This window comes from Chryseobacterium sp. S0630 (assembly GCF_024158915.1).
Classification (GTDB): domain Bacteria; phylum Bacteroidota; class Bacteroidia; order Flavobacteriales; family Weeksellaceae; genus Chryseobacterium.
This window is the reverse complement of sequence record NZ_JAMZGF010000017.1, coordinates 15,320-36,098: the sequence shown is the minus strand read 5'-3', so window position 1 is coordinate 36,098 and position 20,779 is coordinate 15,320. Positions and strand designations below refer to the sequence as shown.

Sequence of the window (20,779 nt, the reverse complement as noted above, 5' to 3'; positions counted from 1 at the left end):
AGTCTTCTGATCAATGATCATTATCTGATTTAAAGATCTGATTTAACAGAACTTCAGTTGTTATCAGACTTCAATAACCTCCCCCAGCTTCCAGCTTCCCTCCCTTAACCTCAAACCTCATAAAAAATGAAAAATAATCTGATCAAAATGTTCGGGTTCGCTACACTATTGACTTTCAACAGCATTAGTTTAAAAGCTCAGACACTCGTCAATCCGGAAGACAAATCATGGTATCCTTCGGTTTACGGTGCGAAAGATGAGATTGGAGCAGCCAATCTGTTAACACCGGAAGTCGTAAAACAAGCACTAGGATTAGTAAAACAAGGCAAAACCTTAGCACTTGCCGTTCCTATTGATAAAAACCTGCCTGCTTTCAGACACAGAAGTTTCAATTTATATAATATTCAGCCCGGAGAGCAGGGCGGAAAAAGCATAGGACCTAATAAATTCACCTTCAATGACGAGTTAGTAAACGGATGGACCGGAGTGGGAACACAGCTGAACGGTATCGGGCACATCGGTATTGATAATACTTACTACAACGGAAATAAAGCAACAGATTTTGTAACCGTAGAAGGTGTGAAAAAACTGGGAGTTGAAAAAGTACCTCCTTTCGTTACCCGTGGTGTAGTCCTTGATATGACTGCTCATTATGGAAAATCAATCGTACCCGGAGGAACAGAATTTACAGTCGAAGATATTAAATCCGTTTTAAAGAAACAGGGACTTACTCTCCGAAAGGGTGATATCATTCTTTTTAATACCGGATGGCTTGAATTGATCGGTAAAAACAATCAGCAATTCCTGGAAACAGAACCCGGCATCGGAATGGATGCTGCAAAATGGCTTGCCGATCAGGGAATCGTTGCTTTTGGTGGTGATACCTGGGCTTCTGAAGTATATCCCAACCCTAAAAGTAAAGAAGAATTCCCTATCAATCAGTTTATGCTCGCAAAAAAAGGAATTTATAACCTGGAACTGATTGACAGCCGTCCATTGGTGAAGCAAAAAATCTGGGAATTTTTATTTGTACTGGGACAGCCTTTGTATGTAGGTTCTACTCAGGTGAATGTGAATCCGGTAGCTATTTATTAAATTAAATGTTTACAATATGAGGTTGTTTAAACTTTTCTATTCATTATTTTAGGCACAAAAGTTTTAAACACTTAAGTTTTTTCAGAACCACTTCTTATGCATAATAAGTACACTTAAGTTTTGTGAAAATCTTTGATTTTCATCTTGTGTGAACTTTTCTGCGGTATCATTTTAAAGTTACTTAAGTCAATTCAAGTGTTCTAAAATAAAACCTTTTGTGACTTTTGTGGTTGGATAAAATTCAAACTACCTTTATATCCGAGAAACGGAGAGACAATGTAATTCCGGTTTAAAAAATAAAATGAACCAAAGAATTTATTTTTAGAATTAATACCCGAACTGTGTTACACTGTCACTTTACATCTTGCATCAAAACGGCCTTTCAAAAATTTGAAAGGCCGTTTTTTTTAAATAAAGTAAACATCCGTAGATGATGCAGTCTTCATCAACTTCCATCCTCCATCTACTCACTCCCTGATTTCACTATTTTGCAATCGGAAGATGAGTACTTACTGCAATCCTGTTCCAGGCATTGATCGTAATGATCGCCATAATGATCTGAGCGATCTGGTTATCATCAAAGAAAGACTTCGCTTTCTGATACGTTTCTTCGGTTAAACCTTTGTCGCTGATCAGTGTAATTTCTTCTGTCATCGCCAACAGCACCTGTTCTTCTTCAGTGAAAAATTCTTTTGCTTCCGTCCATCCGTTCAGAATAAAAATTCTCTGAGCATTTTCTCCGTATTTGATGGCATCTTTGGTATGCATATCAAGGCAGAAAGCACATTTATTGATTTGTGAAGCTCTGATTTTAATCAGTTCCTTCTGAATATGTGTTAAAGAAATCGTTTGTAAATACCCTTCCAATCCCAGCATGGCTTTATAGGCTGCTGAATCTACTGTTGCAATATTCAATCTTGCGCTCATAATATTATATTTTTTTGGTTAATTGATCTATACTTAAAGAATAATGTTGCTGTACCGCCAGTAAAAGAGCGGCTGCACTTCCCACCCATACAGAATAGTTCAGTGGGGCTTTTGGTCCTGATGCAATGGTCATGGATATCGCAAAAATTAACAGCAGGATACAGCTTCCATAGGCTGCCATTTTTGTTTTAAATCCAAAAATCAGCATCAAAGGAAAAAGAATTTCTAAAAAGGTAGCGGCATACGCTGAAACTGTACTTAAAGCTTCCGGTAGAAAAAAGGTAAGCTGTCTTGTATATTCTTTAAAACTCTCCATGTTTCCCCATGATGAATTTTCTTTGCTCCACCATCCGAATCGGTCTGCCACTGCAGAAAGCATCGTAACGGCAAGAGCCAGTCTTAAAAAAAGTTGCGGAAATTGATTTTTTTGATCTGTCATTGCATTAGCTTTTAATCACATGACAAATTTCCGGCTTCTGATCCGTAAAAAACTTAAACTGGTTTAAGATCGTAATTTTGCTCTGATTTCACTCAGATATTCCGGCGTAAAACCTAAAAAGGAAGCAATTAAATATTGTGGAATTCTCTGGATAAACCAAGGATACAGAGTGCTAAAATGTACATAGTATTCTTCCTTTGTCATCTCGTAAATATAACGGATTCTTTTTTCAGCCGCCGCATAAGCTGTTTGGTACACCATTCTGAAATAGCGTTCCATGATGGGATGCTTTTCCAATAAAAGCTCCTGAGACTGAAAATCAATGGCTAAAATTTTGGAATTTTCTACAGCCTGAATATTAAAATCCGATTTCAACTGTTTCTCAAAAGCAAAAGTATCAGACATCCACCAGGTTTCAATAGCAAATTCAGTGGTTTGTTCTACCCCTTTTTCGTTCACAAAAAATTTCCTCAGACAGCCTTCCAGAACGAAATATTTAAATTTGCATACCTCACCTTCAACCATCAGATTTTCTTTCTTTTTCACTTTCAAAACATGAAAAAAAGAAATAATGGAATCAAATTCCTCGTCATTGATCGTAATGAATTTATTTAAATGTGATTTGAATGAGTCCATCTTGCAAATTAATACTCAAACTTAACTTTATTTTTTTAGTTTTACAATGAGAAAATATTGAATCATGGAAATCGTTGCTAAAATTCTGATCGCCGTCGTTGCACTGGAACACCTTTATATTCTTTGGATGGAAATGTTCGCATGGGAAACCAAAGGAAAAGAAGTTTTTAAAGCTGCTCTGCCTGCAGAAATGTTTAAACCAACGAAAGGACTCGCTGCCAATCAGGGACTTTACAATGGATTTCTGGCTGCCGGACTGATCTGGTCTTTTCTGATTAAAGATCCGCAATGGCAGACCAATGTAGCATTATTCTTTTTAGGATGTGTAGCTGTTGCCGGAATCTATGGAGCAATTTCTGCCACTAAAAAAATATTTTTCGTTCAGGCATTACCCGCCATTCTTGCAGTTATTGCCGTTTTATTGAAATAGTCTTACGGTTTATCTTTTAAAATAATTACCCTATTCATCTTCTCTTACCTTTAATGATAAGAGAAAATTCGTCATGAAACCGCCTCTTTAAAACTACTTTGAAAATCAACAACTTACACATGTAAAAATCCATTTAATATAAAATTCGTAAATTTGCACCGTCATAAAAAATTGATATACAGTTTTTTGATGCTGGCAAGCATTTTGATAAAATGTAGCCATTCAAGTTGTTCAGTACACATATCTGTAATTACCTCATCAGTAATTTAATTGTAGAATCTATGTAAAAGATCAGTTTCTTTTTACATAATACACTCTTTTTCTAGAGTATAATCTATTGAAATATTTAAAATAAACATAAGACCAGCAGGTCTTTATGCTGTTATTTTTTTGTTTAAAGCTTTTATCAATAAAGGCTTAACAAACTATTTTATCCTATTCTCAGCAGCAGAACAACGAAAGCTAAATGTATATAATGAATTGGTGTACAATTTTTTATATCAAATTATTAATTGAAAAATTCTGAATATGGAAAAAAATGAAAACACTCGAAAAGTAAAACTTAAAGTGAAAGACCTGACGATCATCTTTGGTAAAAACAAAGAAAAAGCACAGGAACTTCTGGACAAAGGTTTTTCCAAAAAGGAAATTCTTGAAAAAACAGGCTGTACCATAGGAATCAACAAAGCCAGTTTTGAAATTTATGAAGGAGAATTCTTTGTGATTATGGGATTGTCGGGAAGTGGAAAATCTACTCTACTGCGCTGTCTTAACAGACTGAATGAACCTACTTCAGGAAAAGTATTCATCAATGACGATGATATTACCGGAAAAAACAACAAAGAACTGCTGGAAGTAAGAAGAACAGAAATGAGTATGGTCTTTCAGAAATTCGGATTACTTCCCCACCATACAATTCTCGACAATGCGGGTTTCGGACTGGAGATCAGAGGAGAAGACAAAGTTTCACGCGATAAAAAAGCACAGAAAGCTCTGGATATCGTAGGATTAACCGGCTTTGAAAACCAATATCCTTCCCAGCTTTCAGGAGGAATGCAGCAGAGAGTAGGATTGGCAAGAGCATTAGCGAACGATCCTGAAGTATTGCTTATGGATGAAGCCTTCTCCGCACTGGATCCATTGATCAAATCTGAAATGCAGGATCAGATGCTTGAACTGCAGAATACATTGCAAAAAACCATAGTCTTTATTACCCACGATTTGGACGAAGCCATTAAAATCGGAGATCGTATCGTCATTATGAAAGATGGGGTCATAGAGCAAATAGGAACAGCGGAAGATATTTTAACCAATCCTGCAAGCGACTATGTGAAAGCATTTGTAGAGAAAGTAGACCGTAAGACCATTATCACTGCAAGATCTTTGATGTTCGACAAAGCGACGGTGGTACGTTTCAGAAAAGACGGTCCTGAAGGAGCTTTAAGAAAAATGAGGGCTACAGGTCTGGAAAACTTACCTGTGGTAGATTTTCAAAATAAATTTCTTGGCTTTGTAACGCTTAAAGATGTGGTCCGCATCGCCAAAAAGAAAGAACCTACGGTAGAATCTATTATCAACAGTAATGTTCCTTCGGTTTATCCTGAAGTGACTGTAGAAGAAATGCTGCCGCTGATCTCAGAAAATAAATCGTCCATTGCCGTAATTGATGAAGACAATAAATTTTTAGGTCTAGTAACCCAGTTATCGCTTGTCATAGAAGCTACCAAGTTTAACGAAGAAGAGATCATAGAATTAAAAGAAATCGCAAACAATCAATAAGATGAATAAAACTATAGATATAGGCCAATATGTAGAAACTGCAATCAATTGGCTCACAGAAAACGGAAAGCCTGTATTTGATGTCATAAAACATCTGGGAAATTCCTCCATTATGGGAATTGAATGGATTTTAACAAACACCCCTTTTTATGTAATCATTCTCTTTTTTACCCTGTTGGCATTATGGAAAGCCGGAAAAGGTATCGCTGTGGTAACCGCTGCCGGATTAAGTTTAATATTTTTAATGGGACTATGGAAAGAAACCATGGAAACACTGGCACTTATCTTTGTTTCCACCATTACCGCTCTTATTCTTTCTATCCCTTTGGGAATTTTAGCTGCGAAAAGCAAAATAGCCGACAAAATCATTCGTCCTTTACTGGATTTAATGCAGACCATGCCCGCATTTGTCTACCTGATTCCTGCTGTACTGTTTTTCAGTATCGGTAAAGTACCGGGTGCTTTTGCAACCATTATTTTTGCCATGCCACCAGCAGTACGATTAACGACATTGGGAATTGAAGCCGTTCCGAAAGATATTGTAGAAGCTGCCAGAGCTTTTGGAGCGACCAACCGTCAGATCCTTTTCAAGGTAGAACTTCCGTTAGCGATGAAAACAATTTTAACGGGAATTAATCAAACCATATTGTTATCCTTATCCATGGTTGTTATTGCAGGAATGATTGCTGCAGGCGGTTTGGGAGAGAAAGTACTTGAAGGAATTAATAATCTGGATATCGGATTAGGATTTGAAAGTGGTTTATCCGTTGTGATTTTAGCCATTATCCTGGACCGTATTACTCAGGGATTTGTAAAGAAAAAGCAATAAGATGAAACAATTAAAATATCTGTTTTTACCCGTTTTAGTGTTGATATTTACAATATTAAGTTCGTGTGAAAACATAAAAAACTCTAAATACATCACCATAGGAATGGTAGACGGCTGGGCGGAAGATGTTGCGATGACACATGTTGCAAAAGCCATTCTGGATAAACAGGGTTATCATGCCATTATTCAAAAAGCATCTACGGATATGATTCTGGCTTCGATGAATAATGAAGATACAGATCTTTTCATGGGAGTCTGGCTTCCTTACACCCATGCTAAAAAACTGGCTAAATTCCCGGGATTAGTTCATCTTGGAACCAATTATGACAACGGACGTATAGGATTGGTTATCCCGGAATATGTTCCTGTTAATTCCATTGAAGAGCTCAACCAGCATAAAGATCAGTTCAATCACAGAATCATTGGAATTGAAAAAGGAGCCGGATTAACTACCGGAACAGATAAAGCAATTATAGATTATAAGCTGGATTACCAACAGATCAACTCCTCTACCATTGCCATGATCACCGAATTACAGAATGCCATACAGCGTAAAGAATGGATTGTTGTAACCGGATGGCAGCCTCATTGGATGTTTGGTAAAATGAAGCTGAAGTTTCTTGATGATCCCAAAAAGATATTTGGTGAAGCAGAACAGATTAAAACCTATTCCAGAAAAAGCTTTGCAAAAGATCATCCGGAGCTGGCTAAATTCTTTTCCAAAATTCATTTTGATGATGAAAATATGTCTGATCTTTTAATGAAAATGGAACAGAGTAAAAACAAAGAAGCTACGGCCAAAGAATGGGTGGAAGATCACTCTGAACTCGTACAGTTGTGGTTAGATAAAAATTAATAAACAATTTGGTAGTATTTAAAATCCTCAACTCTATATGAGTCTGAGGATTTTTTCATCAATACAGATTATCTGATCTTTTCTCTATGAAGCAATATTTATTAGTAATCGCTAGGACGTAAAGAAATTTAATAATATACTTCTTTAAAGCGCAAGAACATTTCGACTTCGCTCAATAGGAGATTTTCAGCAAGTTTGTTTCAGTTAAAATTCAACAGAATTAAATTTTATCAAAGATAAAATCCTTGCGCCTTAAGGCCTATTTAAAGGAAAATTCTTGCGTCTTTGCGTTTTCCTATATCTCATGACTATCCCATGGATTCTTTGATTTTCTCCCGATGAATGATTCCCCAATTAACCAAAGTTTCCGTCACAGGAAATACTGATTTTCCATATTCCGTCACTGCATACGTTACCGTAATCGGTTTTGTATCCTGAATAGTCCTTGTGATCAAAAGATTGGTTTCTAACTCTTTTAATTCTTTGCTCAGCATTTTCGCAGAGATTCCTTCAATACTGCGTTCCAGCTTTTTAAAATGAATCATCTGATCCGGTCTGTTCGTCAGATACCGTAAGATCATCAGTTTCCATTTTCCTCCCAAAACATCGAGACTGTCCCGCATTGCGAACAATTCTTCTGTGCAGCTGGCTTCTCTTTCGATGCCGTTTTCAATGATTTTTGCCATAATAGTTTCATGAAGGTAACTAGTTACCATTGGTTAACTAGTAGCAAATATAAACTATTCCCTTTTTACATTTGTGTATCAAATTAACAATTATGAAAGCAGTTATTTTAAATAAAAACGGAAAACTGGAAGACGGATTTGCAGAACAACCCATACCCAAAAGCAACGAAGTTTTAATCCAAATCAAAGCAAGCGGTTTCAATCCCATCGATTATCAGATGCTGGAAAATGAATTGGAGAGGAAACTGATCAGTTCCCCGATATTAGGAAGAGAATTATCCGGAATTGTAGTGAATACAGGTTCTGATGTTACAGAATTCAATATTGGAGATGAAGTCTACTGTGGAAGCGGCTCTATGGGAAGCAACGGTACTTACGCTGAATATATTGTAGTTCCTGAAGCTATTGTTTCCTTTAAGCCAAAAAATATTTCGTTTGAACAGGCGGCTGCTATTCCTTCAGTAGGGATGACTTCTTTACAGATCTTTAACCGTTTGAAACTAAATCCGGAAAATACAGTTCTGGTAACGGGAGCAACCGGAGGCGTGGGTTCATTTCTGATCAAACTTTTATTAGCACATAATATCCAACAAATCACAGCCACAGTGGGCAGCGAAGAAAACAGACAGATTCTTCTCAATCTGGGATTGAAAAACCATCAGATCATCAATTATAAAGAAGAAAATCTTATCAGTAATATTCTAAAAGCCAATAACGATCAGCCTTTCGAATATGGAATTGATCTGGTAGGAAATTACATGTCAGAAGTCACTGCAGACGTTTTAAAAATTAACGGAATGTATGTAGATGTGACGGCTTTGGTTACAAAAGATGCTCACGAAACCCTTTTCAACAAAGGAACTCTGATTATGAATATCTCCAATTATACGTATGGAATGGTTAAAAAATACGAGTACTATAAAAACAGTTTACTTACCATCAAGACACTCATTGAAAACGAAACTATTCTTCCTCCACGATATAAAACCGTTGGAAATATTTCTTTGGAGACTGTTCTGCAGGCACATTCTATTCTAAAAAATAATCAGACCCAAGGTCATAAACTTATCATGAAACATTAATCTATGAACAAAATACCAAGACGAATCGTAACAGGAATAAAAGACGGAAAATCTGTCATTATTGAAGATATGCAGGTAGAAAATGCTGTAGAACACTTCCCGGGACTTATCATTTCCGATGTGTGGAATACCCAGACCATGCCAGCCAGTCTGGACTTTGAAACCAGAATCCCCAATACCGGATTTCCGCAAACACCTAAAAATGGCACTTATCTTCGATATGTTATAGTCCCTCCAGATAAAAATTTAGGAGTAGAATGGAAAAAGAATGAACCTCATCCGATGATGCATCAAACGCCTACACTTGATTATATCATTATTCTTTCCGGTGAGCTCTATATCATCATGGAAGAAGGTGAAACTCTTCTGAAACCTGGCGACATTGTCATTCAAAGAGGAACAAATCATGCATGGAGCAACCGTTCTGATGAACCTTGTATTCAGCTGGCGGTGTTGATTGATGCAAAAATTTAAATTTAGATGACTATAATGACTATATAGTATTTTACACCATTGTCATTCTGACGAAGGAAGAATCTCATGTAAAGCTTAGATTCTTCATTTCACTGCGTTACATTCAGAATGACAGCGTCATAATAAAAATAGCAGGATTGATGTGAAATTGTATATAATTGTCTAAATTCAAATCTCACACCTTACAAAGCAGAAATCTCCAACAGCTTCTGCTTCATTTTCTCAGGTGTCATCTGCCCTTCCTGATAATACACCAGATTCTGATGTTTATCCAGGAATACCCATAAAGGATAAACAGGCTGATTTTTATTCTTTGATAAAGCCAGTGCCAACTCATGAATTCCGGAGTTTCCATTCTGCAGATATTCAAACTCCTGATTCTGAAAATGGATTTTTTCCTTTGTCTTCTCTGCCTCAAAATTGACAAAATAAAAATTGTCATTGATCATATCAACCAGCTCTTTATCTTTACTCATACGGAAAGACTCAATCTTACAGACTGCACACCAGTCCGTATAAAGGTGAATAACCACCGGCTTCGGGTTTTCTTTCTGCTGAACTTCAAGATCAGAAAAAGTGCCTGTCTTCATCTGAGACAGATAAAAACAGGGCACTAACATTAAAAATAAAGCTATTTTTTTCATTTTAAAGTATATTTTACTCCCAGGAAACCTCTGATCCCCTGCATCGGTGCATAACCGTATGCGGTATCAAAAGTATAATGATTAGGATTATTGATAGGATCATCAACATGCTTATCAAACGGGTCAAATGGTCTCATCAAAGGATCTTTAGGTCTGAAATTGAATAAGTTTTTCATCCCGCAATACACTTCAAATCCGGATTTAAAACTCTTGGACACCTGAATATTGGCCAAAGAATAAAAGGGTGAATATTCAGGGCGGAAATCGTTCACAAGAACAGGAAGCCTCATTGGTCCGTAAAACTGTCCTGTAAAATCGATAGTCAGGTTATTCGCGAATTTATAGGTCAGGTTATAAGTACCACTCCATTTCGGAGCGTGCAGCTGCTGTGTTTTTTGATTTTCATTATCAAATTTCTGATAGACATCCAGATAAGTAACTCCCAGATTAACACTCAAAGGAAACTGAAAACTGAAATCCACATTCAGGGAAGCACCTCTTGAAATTCCGTATCCGTGAAGATTATCATAAATAATTTTGTTAGGATCAGAATCAAAATCCCCTACAATTTTATTACTGAAATACGTATAGAAAGCAGACGCATCAAGATTTACCATTCGGCTGCCTACAGGAATTTTCCAGATATAATTAAGGTTTCCGTTGATGGATCTTTCCGGCTTCAGGTCAGATTTTACCACAACTTCTCTTGAACCTGTCAATGCAGCATGATCTTCCGTAAATAAATTAACCACTCTGAAACCTGTTCCAAAGTTGAAACGCAAGGTATGATACGGATTGGGATTAAATTTCCATGCAAACCTCGGTGAATGTACAGAATGATGCACTTTATCATAATCATACCTGTACCCAAGTAACAACGTATTTTTATCATTAATTTCCCACTGATCCTGGATAAAAGCTCCCCAGATAGGAGATTTCATCGGTGCATTCGTGATACCGTCTGAAGCTAATGTTCCCGGAGTGTTATCATCATAAAAAGTTCTTTTGAAGGTAAGTCCGGCCGTGATATCATGTTTCCCGAAACTTCTGTCCCAATACGTCTGTACAAAAGCCACTTTTTGTGTAGCATTGAATGGGTTTGATCCATAAAACGAATTCTGATCATGATAATTATAAGAAAACTGTGTCACGATATGCTCTTTCATCGGCCATTCGTACAATCCGAAAACCTCTGCTCTGTTGGTATAGATACTTTCTCCGTATACTTCGTCACTGCCACGGAAAGATTTATTCCACTGCATTTCACCGCCAAAACGGTCTTCATACAGATACCTCAAAGCAAAACTTGCCTGTCTGTTTTCTTTTCTCTTAAAATTCCACTTGTTAAATACGGAAATTCTGCTTTGTAAAGTGGTATCCGTGAAATTATCTTTATTCTGATCTATTCTTTCCTGAAAACTGAAATAATTTAAACTTAATAATGAAGCTGCATTCTTCCCAACGTTGAATTTGGTGGAAAGATCCAGATTATTTTCAAACCAACTCGATGTCATCAGATCAACACTTAATTTAGGAGCAGTCAGTGCATTTTTGGTGATAATATTAATTACACCTCCCATTGCTTCAGAACCATAGATTGAAGAAGCAGGTCCTTTTACTACTTCAATTCGGTCAACCAAACTATTCGGAATTCCACTTAGTCCATACACGGTAGAAAGTGAACTTACAATGGGCATTCCGTCAATCAGAATCATCGTATACGGTCCTTCCAGTCCATTAATATGAATATCTCCTGTGTTACATACTGAACAATTCAGCTGAGGTTTTACCCCATTTACCATCGCAATGGCTTCAAAAATGCTGGGAGTAGGATTTTTCTGAAAAAATTTCTGACTGTAAATTTCCACGGCAACAGGACTTTTAGACCTGCTCATCGGTTTTATGGTACCGGTAACCACTACATCCTCAATGTTACTTGTCTTGATTTCCCTCTTCGTAACTCTCGCAGAATCCAGATTTTTAGTCTGTGATAAACTCAAACTATCGGTCTCCTGCGCAAAACAATAGGTTGATAAAAAAGTAATAGAAAATAATATTCGCTTCATGAAATTAAAATTGTTAGACAAATCTAACAATTATTTTTCAAATACAAAACTTAATGCAAAAAATATAGGTTGAGCCAATTCATGAAAAATGATTAAATTTGAGAAACTACATATGAAAGTAAAATGAGATATCATCAACTGGGAAATATCCCACCAAAAAGGCATACGATCTTTAAGTCTCCGGAAGATAAATTTTACTATGAGCAGCTTTTCGGTACAGAAGGCTTCCATGGTATTTCTTCTCTGTTATATCATATCCACCGCCCTACACAGATTAAATCTATCGGTGAGCCGAAAGATGTTACTCCAAAAATAGCAGTGGAAAAAAATGTGGCTCCGAGAATGTTTAAGGGAATGAACGTCACTCCTGAAGACGATTTTATGGACAGCCGAAAGATCCTTTTGATGAATAACGACCTGAAAATGGGATTGGCAAAGCCAAGAAAATCGATGGATTATTTCTATAAAAATGCAGAATGTGATGAGCTTTTGTATGTTCATAACGGAACCGGAATTTTGAAAACATTTGTAGGAGATCTTGAATTCGTAACGGGAGATTATCTGATTATTCCGAGAGGAACCATTTATCAGGTAGAACTGAAATCTGATGATACAGTCTTTTTTGTATTAGAAAGCCACTCTCCTATTTATACTCCGAAAAGATACAGAAACGAATTCGGACAGCTTTTGGAACATTCTCCATTCTGCGAAAGAGATATGATCGCTCCTACTTACAGAGAACCTATCGATGAAAAAGGAGAATTCTTAATTAAAGTAAAAAAAGAAAACCAGATTACCGACTTCATCTACGCCACACACCCATTTGATGTGGTAGGCTGGGACGGCTATTTTTATCCTTACAAATTCAATATCAAAAACTTCGAACCGATTACCGGAAGAATTCACCAACCGCCACCGGTTCACCAGAATTTTGAAGGACATAATTTCGTGGTATGTTCATTCTGTGCAAGAATGTATGATTATCATCCACAGGCTATTCCGGCGCCTTACAACCACTCTAATATTGACTCTGATGAGGTACTGTTCTACACAGAAGGTGATTTCATGAGCCGTAACCATATTGACCTTATGGACTTCACGCTTCACCCTGGCGGAATTGTACACGGACCTCACCCTGGTGCTATGGAAAGAAGTATCGGTAAAAAATTCACGGAAGAATATGCTGTAATGGTAGACCCTTTCCGCCCGTTAAAAATTACAGAAGAAGCTTTAAAAGTAGAAGATCCTTCTTATAAAACTTCATGGCTGGAATAGTCAACAGTTATAAACTTTAATATCAACCACAAAAGTCACAAAAGATTTAAACACTTAAGCCTTATAAGCAAATAATGCTTACCAAAAAGAGCACTTAAGCTTTTGAAAATCGAAGATTTTCGTCTAATGTGAACTTTATGCAGCACTCATACTGTTTTTTTTTATTAAAGTAAAGTGTTTAGCCATAAGCCTTTGTGACTTTTATGGTTAAAAATTCAAAATAGATTAATTTAACAATAAAAATCTATTAAGCTCATATAAAAAAAGTATTACTGAATACATACAAAAGACGCTTTAAATCCTTTATTTAAAGCGTCTTTTTTCGTAAATTTGTGAGGTATGGTTAACATATTTACCATCATTATTTTTCATATCGCATCCTAAGTAATGGTGGTTTAAAACAAAATCAATATTACATGTTAGAAAGAATCAGATTAGAAAGTTTACACCAAAAGGTAACCACAGCCGAAAATGCTGTAAAAATCATTAAAGACGGTATGACCATTGGGTCCAGCGGCTTTACAAAAGCAGGTGACAGCAAAGCCATCTTACCGGCATTGGCTGAAAGAGGAAAAACAGAAGACCTGAAAGTCACTTTGATGACCGGAGCTTCACTGGGGCACGGTACCGATGGAAAACTGGCAGAAGCCAACGTTCTGAAAAAAAGAATGCCGTTCCAGGTAGATCCTATTTTAAGAAACAAAATTAATAATGGTGAAATTCTCTTCATCGACCAGCATTTGAGTGAAAGTGCCGAGCTTCTTCACACCAAAAATCTTCAAAGCATTGATGTAGCCATTATCGAAGCTGCTTATATTGAAAGAGACGGAAGTATTGTTCCTACCACATCTGTAGGGAATTCAGTGACCTTTGCGGCTTTGGCTAAAAAGGTTATTATTGAAATCAATACGGAAGTTCCTGAAGAAGTCTACGGAATTCATGATATCTACCAGGCAGAAGATTATCCTTACAGAAATGTTATTCCAATTGTTGCGCCATGGAACAAAATCGGGAGAAAAAGTATTCCTGTAGATCCTGAAAAAATTGAGGCCATCGTATTTACCAACCGTAAAGACAGCCCGGCGGATATTGCAGAACCGGACGAAAAAACAACAGCAATCGCCAAACATCTTCTTGCTTTCTTTGAAAATGAAGTTCTTTTGGGACGTCTTACAGACCGTTTACTTCCTCTGCAGGCAGGCATCGGTAAAGTAGCCAACGCTGTTCTGACGGGATTCAAAGACAGTAATTTTTATGACCTGACAATGTTTTCCGAAGTGCTACAAGACAGTACATTCGATCTGATCGATTCCGGTAAGCTAAGCTTTGCTTCTGCATCATCCATTACCGTTTCTCAGGAATGCTATGAAAGAGTTCTGGGAAACCTGTCAAAATATAAAGACAAATTCGTTTTAAGACCTCAAAATATTTCCAATACACCGGGATTGATCAGAAGACTGGGAGTAATTGCTATCAACACTGCCATTGAATTCGATATCTATGGAAATGTAAACTCTACTCATATCGGAGGAACAAAAATCATGAACGGAATCGGTGGTTCCGGAGACTTTGCAAGAAACGCTTATTTAAGTATTTTTGTGACTCAGGCAGCTTCAAAAGGCAACAATATTTCTCATGTTCTTCCAATGGTTTCTCATACTGACCATACAGAACATGATGTAGATATTCTGGTAACAGATGTCGGATTAGCTGACTTAAGAGGATTGGCACCAAGAGAAAGAGCCCAGAAAATCATTGACAATTGTGTTCACCCGGATTATAAGGAAGAACTACAATCTTACTTCGACAGAGCCTGTGAAAAAGGAGGTCATACTCCACATTTATTACAAGAATCTTTCAGCTGGCATTTACGATTTGCAGAAACCGGAAGTATGAAGCAGAAAACAGCTGTAGAAATAGCTAATTAAGATTTTTATCAAAACAACAGATAAAACGAAAGGACTGAATGCCAACACATTCAGTCCTTCCTGTTTAATTCAAAGCTGGTTTATCCATATGATAAAAGTCTGTTCAATATCCTCAAAATATTTATATGAATATAAAATTATAAAGATTATCTTTGATAGAAGAGAGGTATTTTTATGAGTTATAAAAATATCCTTAACCCCCTTTTTAAAAATACAAAATATGAATAATTACATCAGCGCAGAAGAAGCAATATATACGATAAAAAGTGGAAACCGTGTCTTTTTTCACGGTAGTGCCTGTACTCCCAATTACCTTATTGATGAGCTGGCAAGACAGTCTAATCGTTTGCAAAATGTGGAAATGGTTTCCATTACCCAACAGGGAAATGTGGAAATTGCAAAACCGGAATACAAAGACAGTTTTTTTATCAACTCTTTATTTGTTTCCACTCCTGTGCGTGATGCAGTGAATTCCGACCGTGGAGACTTTGTTCCCGTTTTCTTAAGTGAAATTCCTATTTTATTCAGAAAAAATATCCTGCCTCTTGATGTAGCCATTGTTACAGTTTCTCCACCCGACAAACACGGGTTTTGTACTTTGGGAACTTCAGTGGACATTGCAAGAGCCGCTGTAGATACAGCAAAAATCATTGTTGCCATTGTTAATCCGAGAATGCCAAGAACTCATGGAGACGGGATGATCCACATCAGCAGAATTCATAAACTGGTTTGGCATGAAGAGGAACTTCCGACCGTAGACTATGGTTCTAAAGTAGGCCCTGAAGAAATGCTCGTCGGAAAAAATGTAGCAGAGCTTATTGAAGACAGATCAACGCTGCAGATGGGTATCGGAACGATTCCTGATGCTGTTTTAAAATGCCTTACCAACCATAAAGATCTGGGAATTCACACAGAGATGCTGAGCGACGGTGTTATTGATCTGATTCAGAATGATATAATCAACAACAAATACAAAGGGTATAACGACAATAAGACCATTACAAGCTTCTGTTTCGGAACCAGAAAACTGTATGATTATGTGGACGATAATACAATCTTTGCCTTCAGAGATGTAAGTGAAGTGAATTTCCCGATCAACATCATGAGGAACAAAAAAATGGTAGCCATCAACTCTGCCATCGAAATAGATCTTACAGGACAGGTATGTGCCGACTCTATCGGAACGATGCAGTACAGCGGAATCGGAGGGCAAATGGACTTTATGCGTGGTGCAGCTTTAAGTGATGATGGAAAACCTATCATAGCCATCACCGCAAGAACCAAAAAAGGAATTTCCAGAATTGTTCCTTTTCTTAAACAGGGAGCAGGCGTAGTAACCACAAGAGGACATATTCATTATGTGGTAACTGAATACGGAACAGCTTATCTGTATGGGAAAAACCTTCGCCAGAGAGCACAGGAACTTATCAGTATTGCTCATCCTGATGACAGAGAAATGCTGGAAAGAGCTGCTTTTGAAAGATTTAAACACTGATTATCAAACTATAAAGTCCTTACAACTGCTTTTTAAAATTGAAATATTAAAACAAATTTTGAACTCTTCATCATAAATTGATAAAAAAATATTAAAATTTTGGCAGTATATTTGATAAAACTCTTTCAAAAACAAGGAAATTGAAAACTATATATAATTCGATACGAGACGAAGTGGTAAAACATTCCAAGGTAAGGAATTCTGTTTTGGGGAATGTGAATGAATGGAAGAGAAGCCATTATATTATTCTTTCCGAAATTATTAAAGATGAGCTTTCTGAAGCTGAAGAACTGAAAGGAGGAAAAAAATTTGAAATCGGAAATACCATTTCTCATGTAACCTTACAACGTTTTTTTGAAAACGATTATCAGGATAAAACCCATAGTGATCTCAGATTTCTTAAAACACTTGATAAAATATGCATCTTCTTAGGATATAAAGATCTTAATGATTACATCCTTACCATCAGATATAAGAAACAGGAAGAAGAGGAAACGGATGACCAGTCTTATCTTACGCAGATGGTTTACGAATACTGTGCCACCGCTTTTGAGTTTTGTAAACAGTTTCCCAACCATAATACCAAGCTTTTTAAAGACCTGGTTTTTGATGATTCTCCATTCCTGGAAAGGGTTTCGCTGTTCAGTAAAGAATTGTGTGATAAAGACTTCCAGCTGGTGACCAAGAACAACAGATCCAATTATGAAGTTTTTGATATTCAGGTGGTCACTGATGATCCGGAGAAAAAAATCCTGGAATCTCAGGAATTCTGGAATCTTCTTTTTAAAGTAGGTGAAACCGGAGAAGAACATTTTGTCAATCAACTGAGTACACAAATTTATTTTATCAAAAAAATAAATAACACCTGGAAGATCTGGGATAACTATAATCCCGATGCGGGAATGCTCAACAGAAAAATTGAAACAACCTAAAATAAGAAAGCCGTAGAGAGTATCTGCGGCTTTCATGTTTCGAAATATTTTTTTTCACTTGTCTTTTGTATAACAAATGTAGGCAGATGATTTTAGACTTATGAAACTTAAATATACTTAAGTAAACTCTTCTTTAACGTTATGTTAAATATATTCAATGAATCCGTGGGAATATTTTCGCCATATCTAAGAATTTTGTAATTTGCATACCAATAAAATAAAAGTAAAAGAGAAAATATGTCAACACTTACATTTGCCGAGAAAATAGCTCAAGCAGAAAATTTCTTACCGATTAACGGTACAGATTATATTGAGTTTTATGTAGGAAATGCAAAACAGGCTGCCCATTATTACAAAACCGCTTTCGGTTTTCAGTCTGTAGCTTATGCGGGTCCTGAAACAGGAGTAAGAGACCGTGCATCTTATGTGCTTCAACAGGGAAAAATCAGATTGGTATTAACAACAGGACTTAAGTCTGAATCTCCTATCAGTGAGCACGTAAAAAAACATGGTGACGGAGTAAAAATTTTGGCACTTTGGGTAGATGACGCTTATGCAGCTTTCGAAGAAACAACTAAAAGAGGTGGAAAACCTTATTTAGAGCCTGTAACGTTAACTGATGAGCATGGTGAGGTAAGAATGTCCGGTATCTACACGTATGGAGAAACCGTTCACATGTTTGTGGAAAGAAAAAATTATAACGGAGCTTTCATGCCTGGCTATGAAAAGTGGGAAAGCGATTATAAGCCTGAAGAAGCAGGTTTATTATATGTAGACCACTGTGTAGGAAATGTTGACTGGAACAGAATGATCCCAACTGTAGAATGGTACGAAAAAGTAATGGGATTTGTGAACATCCTTTCTTTTGACGATAAGCAGATCAATACAGAATATTCTGCATTGATGTCTAAAGTAATGTCAAACGGAAACGGATATGCTAAATTCCCTATTAACGAACCTGCAGAAGGTAAAAAGAAATCTCAGGTAGAAGAATATCTTGATTTCTACGAAGGTGAAGGAGTACAGCACATCGCTGTGGCAACAAAGGATATTATCCACACTGTAACTGAATTGAAGAAACGTGGTGTAGAGTTCCTTTCAGCTCCACCGGAAGCCTATTACGACATGGTTCCTGAAAGAGTTGGTCATATTGATGAAGATCTTAAAAAACTTCAGGAGTTAGGTATACTTATTGATCATGATGAAGAAGGATACTTATTACAGATCTTTACGAAGCCTGTAGAAGACCGTCCTACTCTATTCTTCGAAATTATTGAAAGACACGGTGCACAGAGTTTTGGTGCCGGAAATTTCAAAGCATTGTTCGAAGCATTAGAAAGAGAGCAGGAAAGAAGAGGTAATCTTTAATTTTACATTAAAAATATAAGTTTTGTCAGAATACAGTATTCTGGCAAAACTTTTTTATAAAACACAGTATATGAGAAAACTTTTAATCGGGACTTTCCTTCTGGGAACCTTAGGGCTTAAAGCTCAATATGGAACTTTGAATGAAATCCTTAACCGGCTTGAACAAAGAAAAGGCATCAATCAACATCTTGAAAATGTAAATATTGACAACAAAAAGTTTGTTTTCATTAAAGATGAAGCCGACCATACGGAGAGGGACTTTATTATTATCAAAGGGAATAATGCCACTTATGTAGAAGTTTTCGATGATAAAGCAACAGGAGAAAGCAGTTCCAATGTTTTCACCGGTGATATCATCAGGAAAAAAAATATTATTTCTTTAAGAGCAGATATGCTTGAAAACAAAAAAATCCCAATGCCTGTCACCAAAACTTTATTGCTGACACAACAGGATAACATTCTGTACCTTATCGATGTCAATACCAGAGATAGGTGGATTGATGAAGCATCTTACTCAAAAAAGACCAAATAAATGTTTCGGGGGAATTTCTCCGGATCATATTGAATCTAACTAAAATCTAAACTTATGAAATCATTTGTAGACTACTCCTCAAATTCGGATTTTTCTATACACAATATTCCTTTCGGAGTCGCAGTTTTTAACAAAGAATATATCGGATGCTGTACAAGAATCGGAGATCAGGTCATTGATCTTGCTACATTGTACGATCTTGGCTATTTTGAAGATATTGAAGGATTAGACGACAATGTTTTTGAAGCATATACCATCAATGAATTTATCGAACTTGGTAAACCTGTTACCAACGCTGTTCGTACTAAAATCCAAACTTTACTACAGGAAGGATCAACTTTATCAAAAGATCAGAAAACCATTGAAGAAGCTTTCTATGACCTGGATAAAGTAAAAATGATGATGCCTGTTCACATCCCGAATTATACAGACTTCTATAGCAGCATCGAACATGCTACCAACGTAGGAAAAATGTTCCGTGATCCGGCAAATGCTTTATTACCCAACTGGAAACATCTACCGGTAGGTTACCACGGAAGAGCATCTTCTATCGTAGTTTCCGGAACGGAAATCAACCGTCCTAAAGGTCAGACGAAACCCGCAGATGCAGACAAACCGGTTTTCGGAGTATCTAAACAACTGGATTTCGAACTGGAAATGGCTTTCATCATCAATAAAAATACAGAGATGGGAGAAAGTATCTCTACCAAAGATGCAGAAGATGCGATCTTCGGAATGGTCGTTTTCAATGACTGGTCTGCAAGAGATATCCAATCTTGGGAATATGTTCCGCTAGGGCCATTCCTTGCGAAAAACTTCGGTTCTTCAATTTCTCCATGGGTGGTTACGCTTGAAGCTTTGGAACCATTCAGAACAGCTTCTCCAACTCAGGATCCTGAAGTTTTAGAATATTTAAAATTTGAAGGTGATAAAAATTACGATATCAACCTTGAAGTATATATCCAACCTGAAAACGGAGATCAAAACCTGATATGTGAAAGCAATTACAAACACATGTACTGGAATATGACTCAGCAACTGGCACACCACACCGTGAACGGATGTAACGTAGAAGTGGGTGACCTATATGCCAGCGGTACCATTTCAGGAAGTGATCCAAAATCTTTCGGTTCTATGCTTGAGCTTACATGGAGAGGGCAAAATCCTTTATCATTAAGTAACGGTGAAGAAAGAAAATTCATTGAAGATAATGATACCGTTACCATGAAAGCATGGGCAGAAAAAGACGGTGTGAGAGTAGGTTTCGGGGAAGTTTCCGGTAAAATTATTCCAACACTTTAATAAT

Annotated in this window: 20 protein-coding genes; 14 read left to right on the top strand and 6 right to left on the bottom strand. The window is 36.9% G+C overall.

Annotated elements, in window-relative coordinates; genetic code table 11:
* The first annotated feature begins 126 nt into the window (after nt 1-126).
* Nucleotides 127-1,095: a cyclase family protein gene (locus NK356_RS09855; RefSeq protein WP_253316880.1), complete on the top strand. Its 969-nt coding sequence runs from the start codon at nt 127-129 to the stop codon at nt 1,093-1,095.
* Nucleotides 1,096-1,578: 483 nt separating this feature from the next.
* Here NK356_RS09855 and NK356_RS09850 read toward each other — a convergent pair whose 3' ends face one another.
* The 3 genes from NK356_RS09850 to NK356_RS09840 form a co-directional block, all read right to left on the bottom strand.
* On the bottom strand, nt 1,579-2,022 hold the full coding sequence (locus NK356_RS09850) for a carboxymuconolactone decarboxylase family protein (protein WP_034697403.1): 444 nt from the start codon (nt 2,020-2,022) through the stop codon (nt 1,579-1,581).
* Nucleotides 2,023-2,026: 4 nt separating this feature from the next.
* On the bottom strand, nt 2,027-2,461 hold the full coding sequence (locus tag NK356_RS09845; RefSeq protein WP_034697405.1) for a DoxX family protein: 435 nt from the start codon (nt 2,459-2,461) through the stop codon (nt 2,027-2,029).
* Between the two features lie 63 nt (nt 2,462-2,524).
* Entirely contained in the window at nt 2,525-3,097 is a 573-nt protein-coding gene (locus NK356_RS09840) for a Crp/Fnr family transcriptional regulator (RefSeq protein WP_034697406.1), read from the bottom strand.
* A gap of 64 nt (nt 3,098-3,161) precedes the next feature.
* Here NK356_RS09840 and NK356_RS09835 point away from each other — a divergent pair, with 64 nt between their 5' ends.
* The 4 genes from NK356_RS09835 (at nt 3,162) to NK356_RS09820 (ending at nt 6,991) form a co-directional block, all read left to right on the top strand.
* Entirely contained in the window at nt 3,162-3,527 is a 366-nt protein-coding gene (locus NK356_RS09835; protein WP_034697408.1) for a DUF1304 domain-containing protein, read from the top strand.
* Between the two features lie 528 nt (nt 3,528-4,055).
* Entirely contained in the window at nt 4,056-5,306 is a 1,251-nt protein-coding gene (locus NK356_RS09830) for a glycine betaine/L-proline ABC transporter ATP-binding protein (RefSeq protein ID WP_253316879.1), read from the top strand.
* A 1-nt stretch (nt 5,307) separates the two neighbouring features.
* Nucleotides 5,308-6,135, top strand: coding sequence for a proline/glycine betaine ABC transporter permease (locus NK356_RS09825; RefSeq protein ID WP_079240652.1), 828 nt, complete (start codon nt 5,308-5,310; stop codon nt 6,133-6,135).
* A gap of 1 nt (nt 6,136) precedes the next feature.
* On the top strand, nt 6,137-6,991 hold the full coding sequence (locus NK356_RS09820) for a glycine betaine ABC transporter substrate-binding protein (protein ID WP_253316878.1): 855 nt from the start codon (nt 6,137-6,139) through the stop codon (nt 6,989-6,991).
* A 308-nt stretch (nt 6,992-7,299) separates the two neighbouring features.
* Here NK356_RS09820 and NK356_RS09815 read toward each other — a convergent pair whose 3' ends face one another.
* Nucleotides 7,300-7,677 carry a helix-turn-helix domain-containing protein gene (locus tag NK356_RS09815; RefSeq protein WP_034697438.1) on the bottom strand — a complete coding sequence of 126 codons (378 nt, stop codon included), beginning with the start codon at nt 7,675-7,677 and terminating at the stop codon, nt 7,300-7,302.
* A 92-nt stretch (nt 7,678-7,769) separates the two neighbouring features.
* Between NK356_RS09815 and NK356_RS09810 the strand changes: the two genes are divergently transcribed.
* Nucleotides 7,770-8,759 carry an NADP-dependent oxidoreductase gene (locus NK356_RS09810; protein ID WP_253316877.1) on the top strand — a complete coding sequence of 330 codons (990 nt, stop codon included), beginning with the start codon at nt 7,770-7,772 and terminating at the stop codon, nt 8,757-8,759.
* 3 nt (nt 8,760-8,762) lie between these two features.
* The gene (locus tag NK356_RS09805; RefSeq protein WP_253316876.1) at nt 8,763-9,233 is read left to right on the top strand and encodes a cupin domain-containing protein; all 471 of its coding nucleotides are present in this window, start codon (nt 8,763-8,765) and stop codon (nt 9,231-9,233) included.
* Between the two features lie 182 nt (nt 9,234-9,415).
* Here NK356_RS09805 and NK356_RS09800 read toward each other — a convergent pair whose 3' ends face one another.
* Nucleotides 9,416-9,877: a thioredoxin fold domain-containing protein gene (locus NK356_RS09800; RefSeq protein WP_034697420.1), complete on the bottom strand. Its 462-nt coding sequence runs from the start codon at nt 9,875-9,877 to the stop codon at nt 9,416-9,418.
* Complete coding sequence (locus tag NK356_RS09795; RefSeq protein ID WP_034697421.1) at nt 9,874-11,943, bottom strand: TonB-dependent siderophore receptor; 2,070 nt, start codon at nt 11,941-11,943, stop codon at nt 9,874-9,876. The genes NK356_RS09800 and NK356_RS09795 overlap by 4 nt, the downstream gene beginning before the upstream one ends.
* Nucleotides 11,944-12,066: 123 nt before the next feature.
* Between NK356_RS09795 and NK356_RS09790 the strand changes: the two genes are divergently transcribed.
* The 7 genes from NK356_RS09790 (at nt 12,067) to fahA (ending at nt 20,775) form a co-directional block, all read left to right on the top strand.
* Nucleotides 12,067-13,218 (top strand): homogentisate 1,2-dioxygenase, encoded by a 1,152-nt coding sequence (locus NK356_RS09790; RefSeq protein WP_034697422.1) that lies wholly within the window; start codon nt 12,067-12,069, stop codon nt 13,216-13,218.
* 416 nt (nt 13,219-13,634) lie between these two features.
* Nucleotides 13,635-15,146, top strand: a complete 1,512-nt coding sequence (locus NK356_RS09785) for a succinate CoA transferase (protein ID WP_034697423.1) — start codon at nt 13,635-13,637, stop codon at nt 15,144-15,146.
* 220 nt (nt 15,147-15,366) lie between these two features.
* Nucleotides 15,367-16,641: an acetyl-CoA hydrolase/transferase family protein gene (locus NK356_RS09780; protein ID WP_034697424.1), complete on the top strand. Its 1,275-nt coding sequence runs from the start codon at nt 15,367-15,369 to the stop codon at nt 16,639-16,641.
* Between the two features lie 140 nt (nt 16,642-16,781).
* Complete coding sequence (locus tag NK356_RS09775) at nt 16,782-17,573, top strand: hypothetical protein (RefSeq protein WP_034697425.1); 792 nt, start codon at nt 16,782-16,784, stop codon at nt 17,571-17,573.
* Nucleotides 17,574-17,810: 237 nt separating this feature from the next.
* Nucleotides 17,811-18,941 (top strand): 4-hydroxyphenylpyruvate dioxygenase, encoded by a 1,131-nt coding sequence (gene hppD / locus NK356_RS09770; RefSeq protein ID WP_034697426.1) that lies wholly within the window; start codon nt 17,811-17,813, stop codon nt 18,939-18,941.
* Nucleotides 18,942-19,011: 70 nt separating this feature from the next.
* A complete protein-coding gene (locus NK356_RS09765; RefSeq protein ID WP_079243851.1) occupies nt 19,012-19,473 on the top strand; it encodes a hypothetical protein in 462 nt (153 codons plus the stop codon).
* A 54-nt stretch (nt 19,474-19,527) separates the two neighbouring features.
* Nucleotides 19,528-20,775, top strand: a complete 1,248-nt coding sequence (fahA, locus tag NK356_RS09760) for a fumarylacetoacetase (protein WP_079240643.1) — start codon at nt 19,528-19,530, stop codon at nt 20,773-20,775.
* Nucleotides 20,776-20,779: the final 4 nt, after the last annotated feature.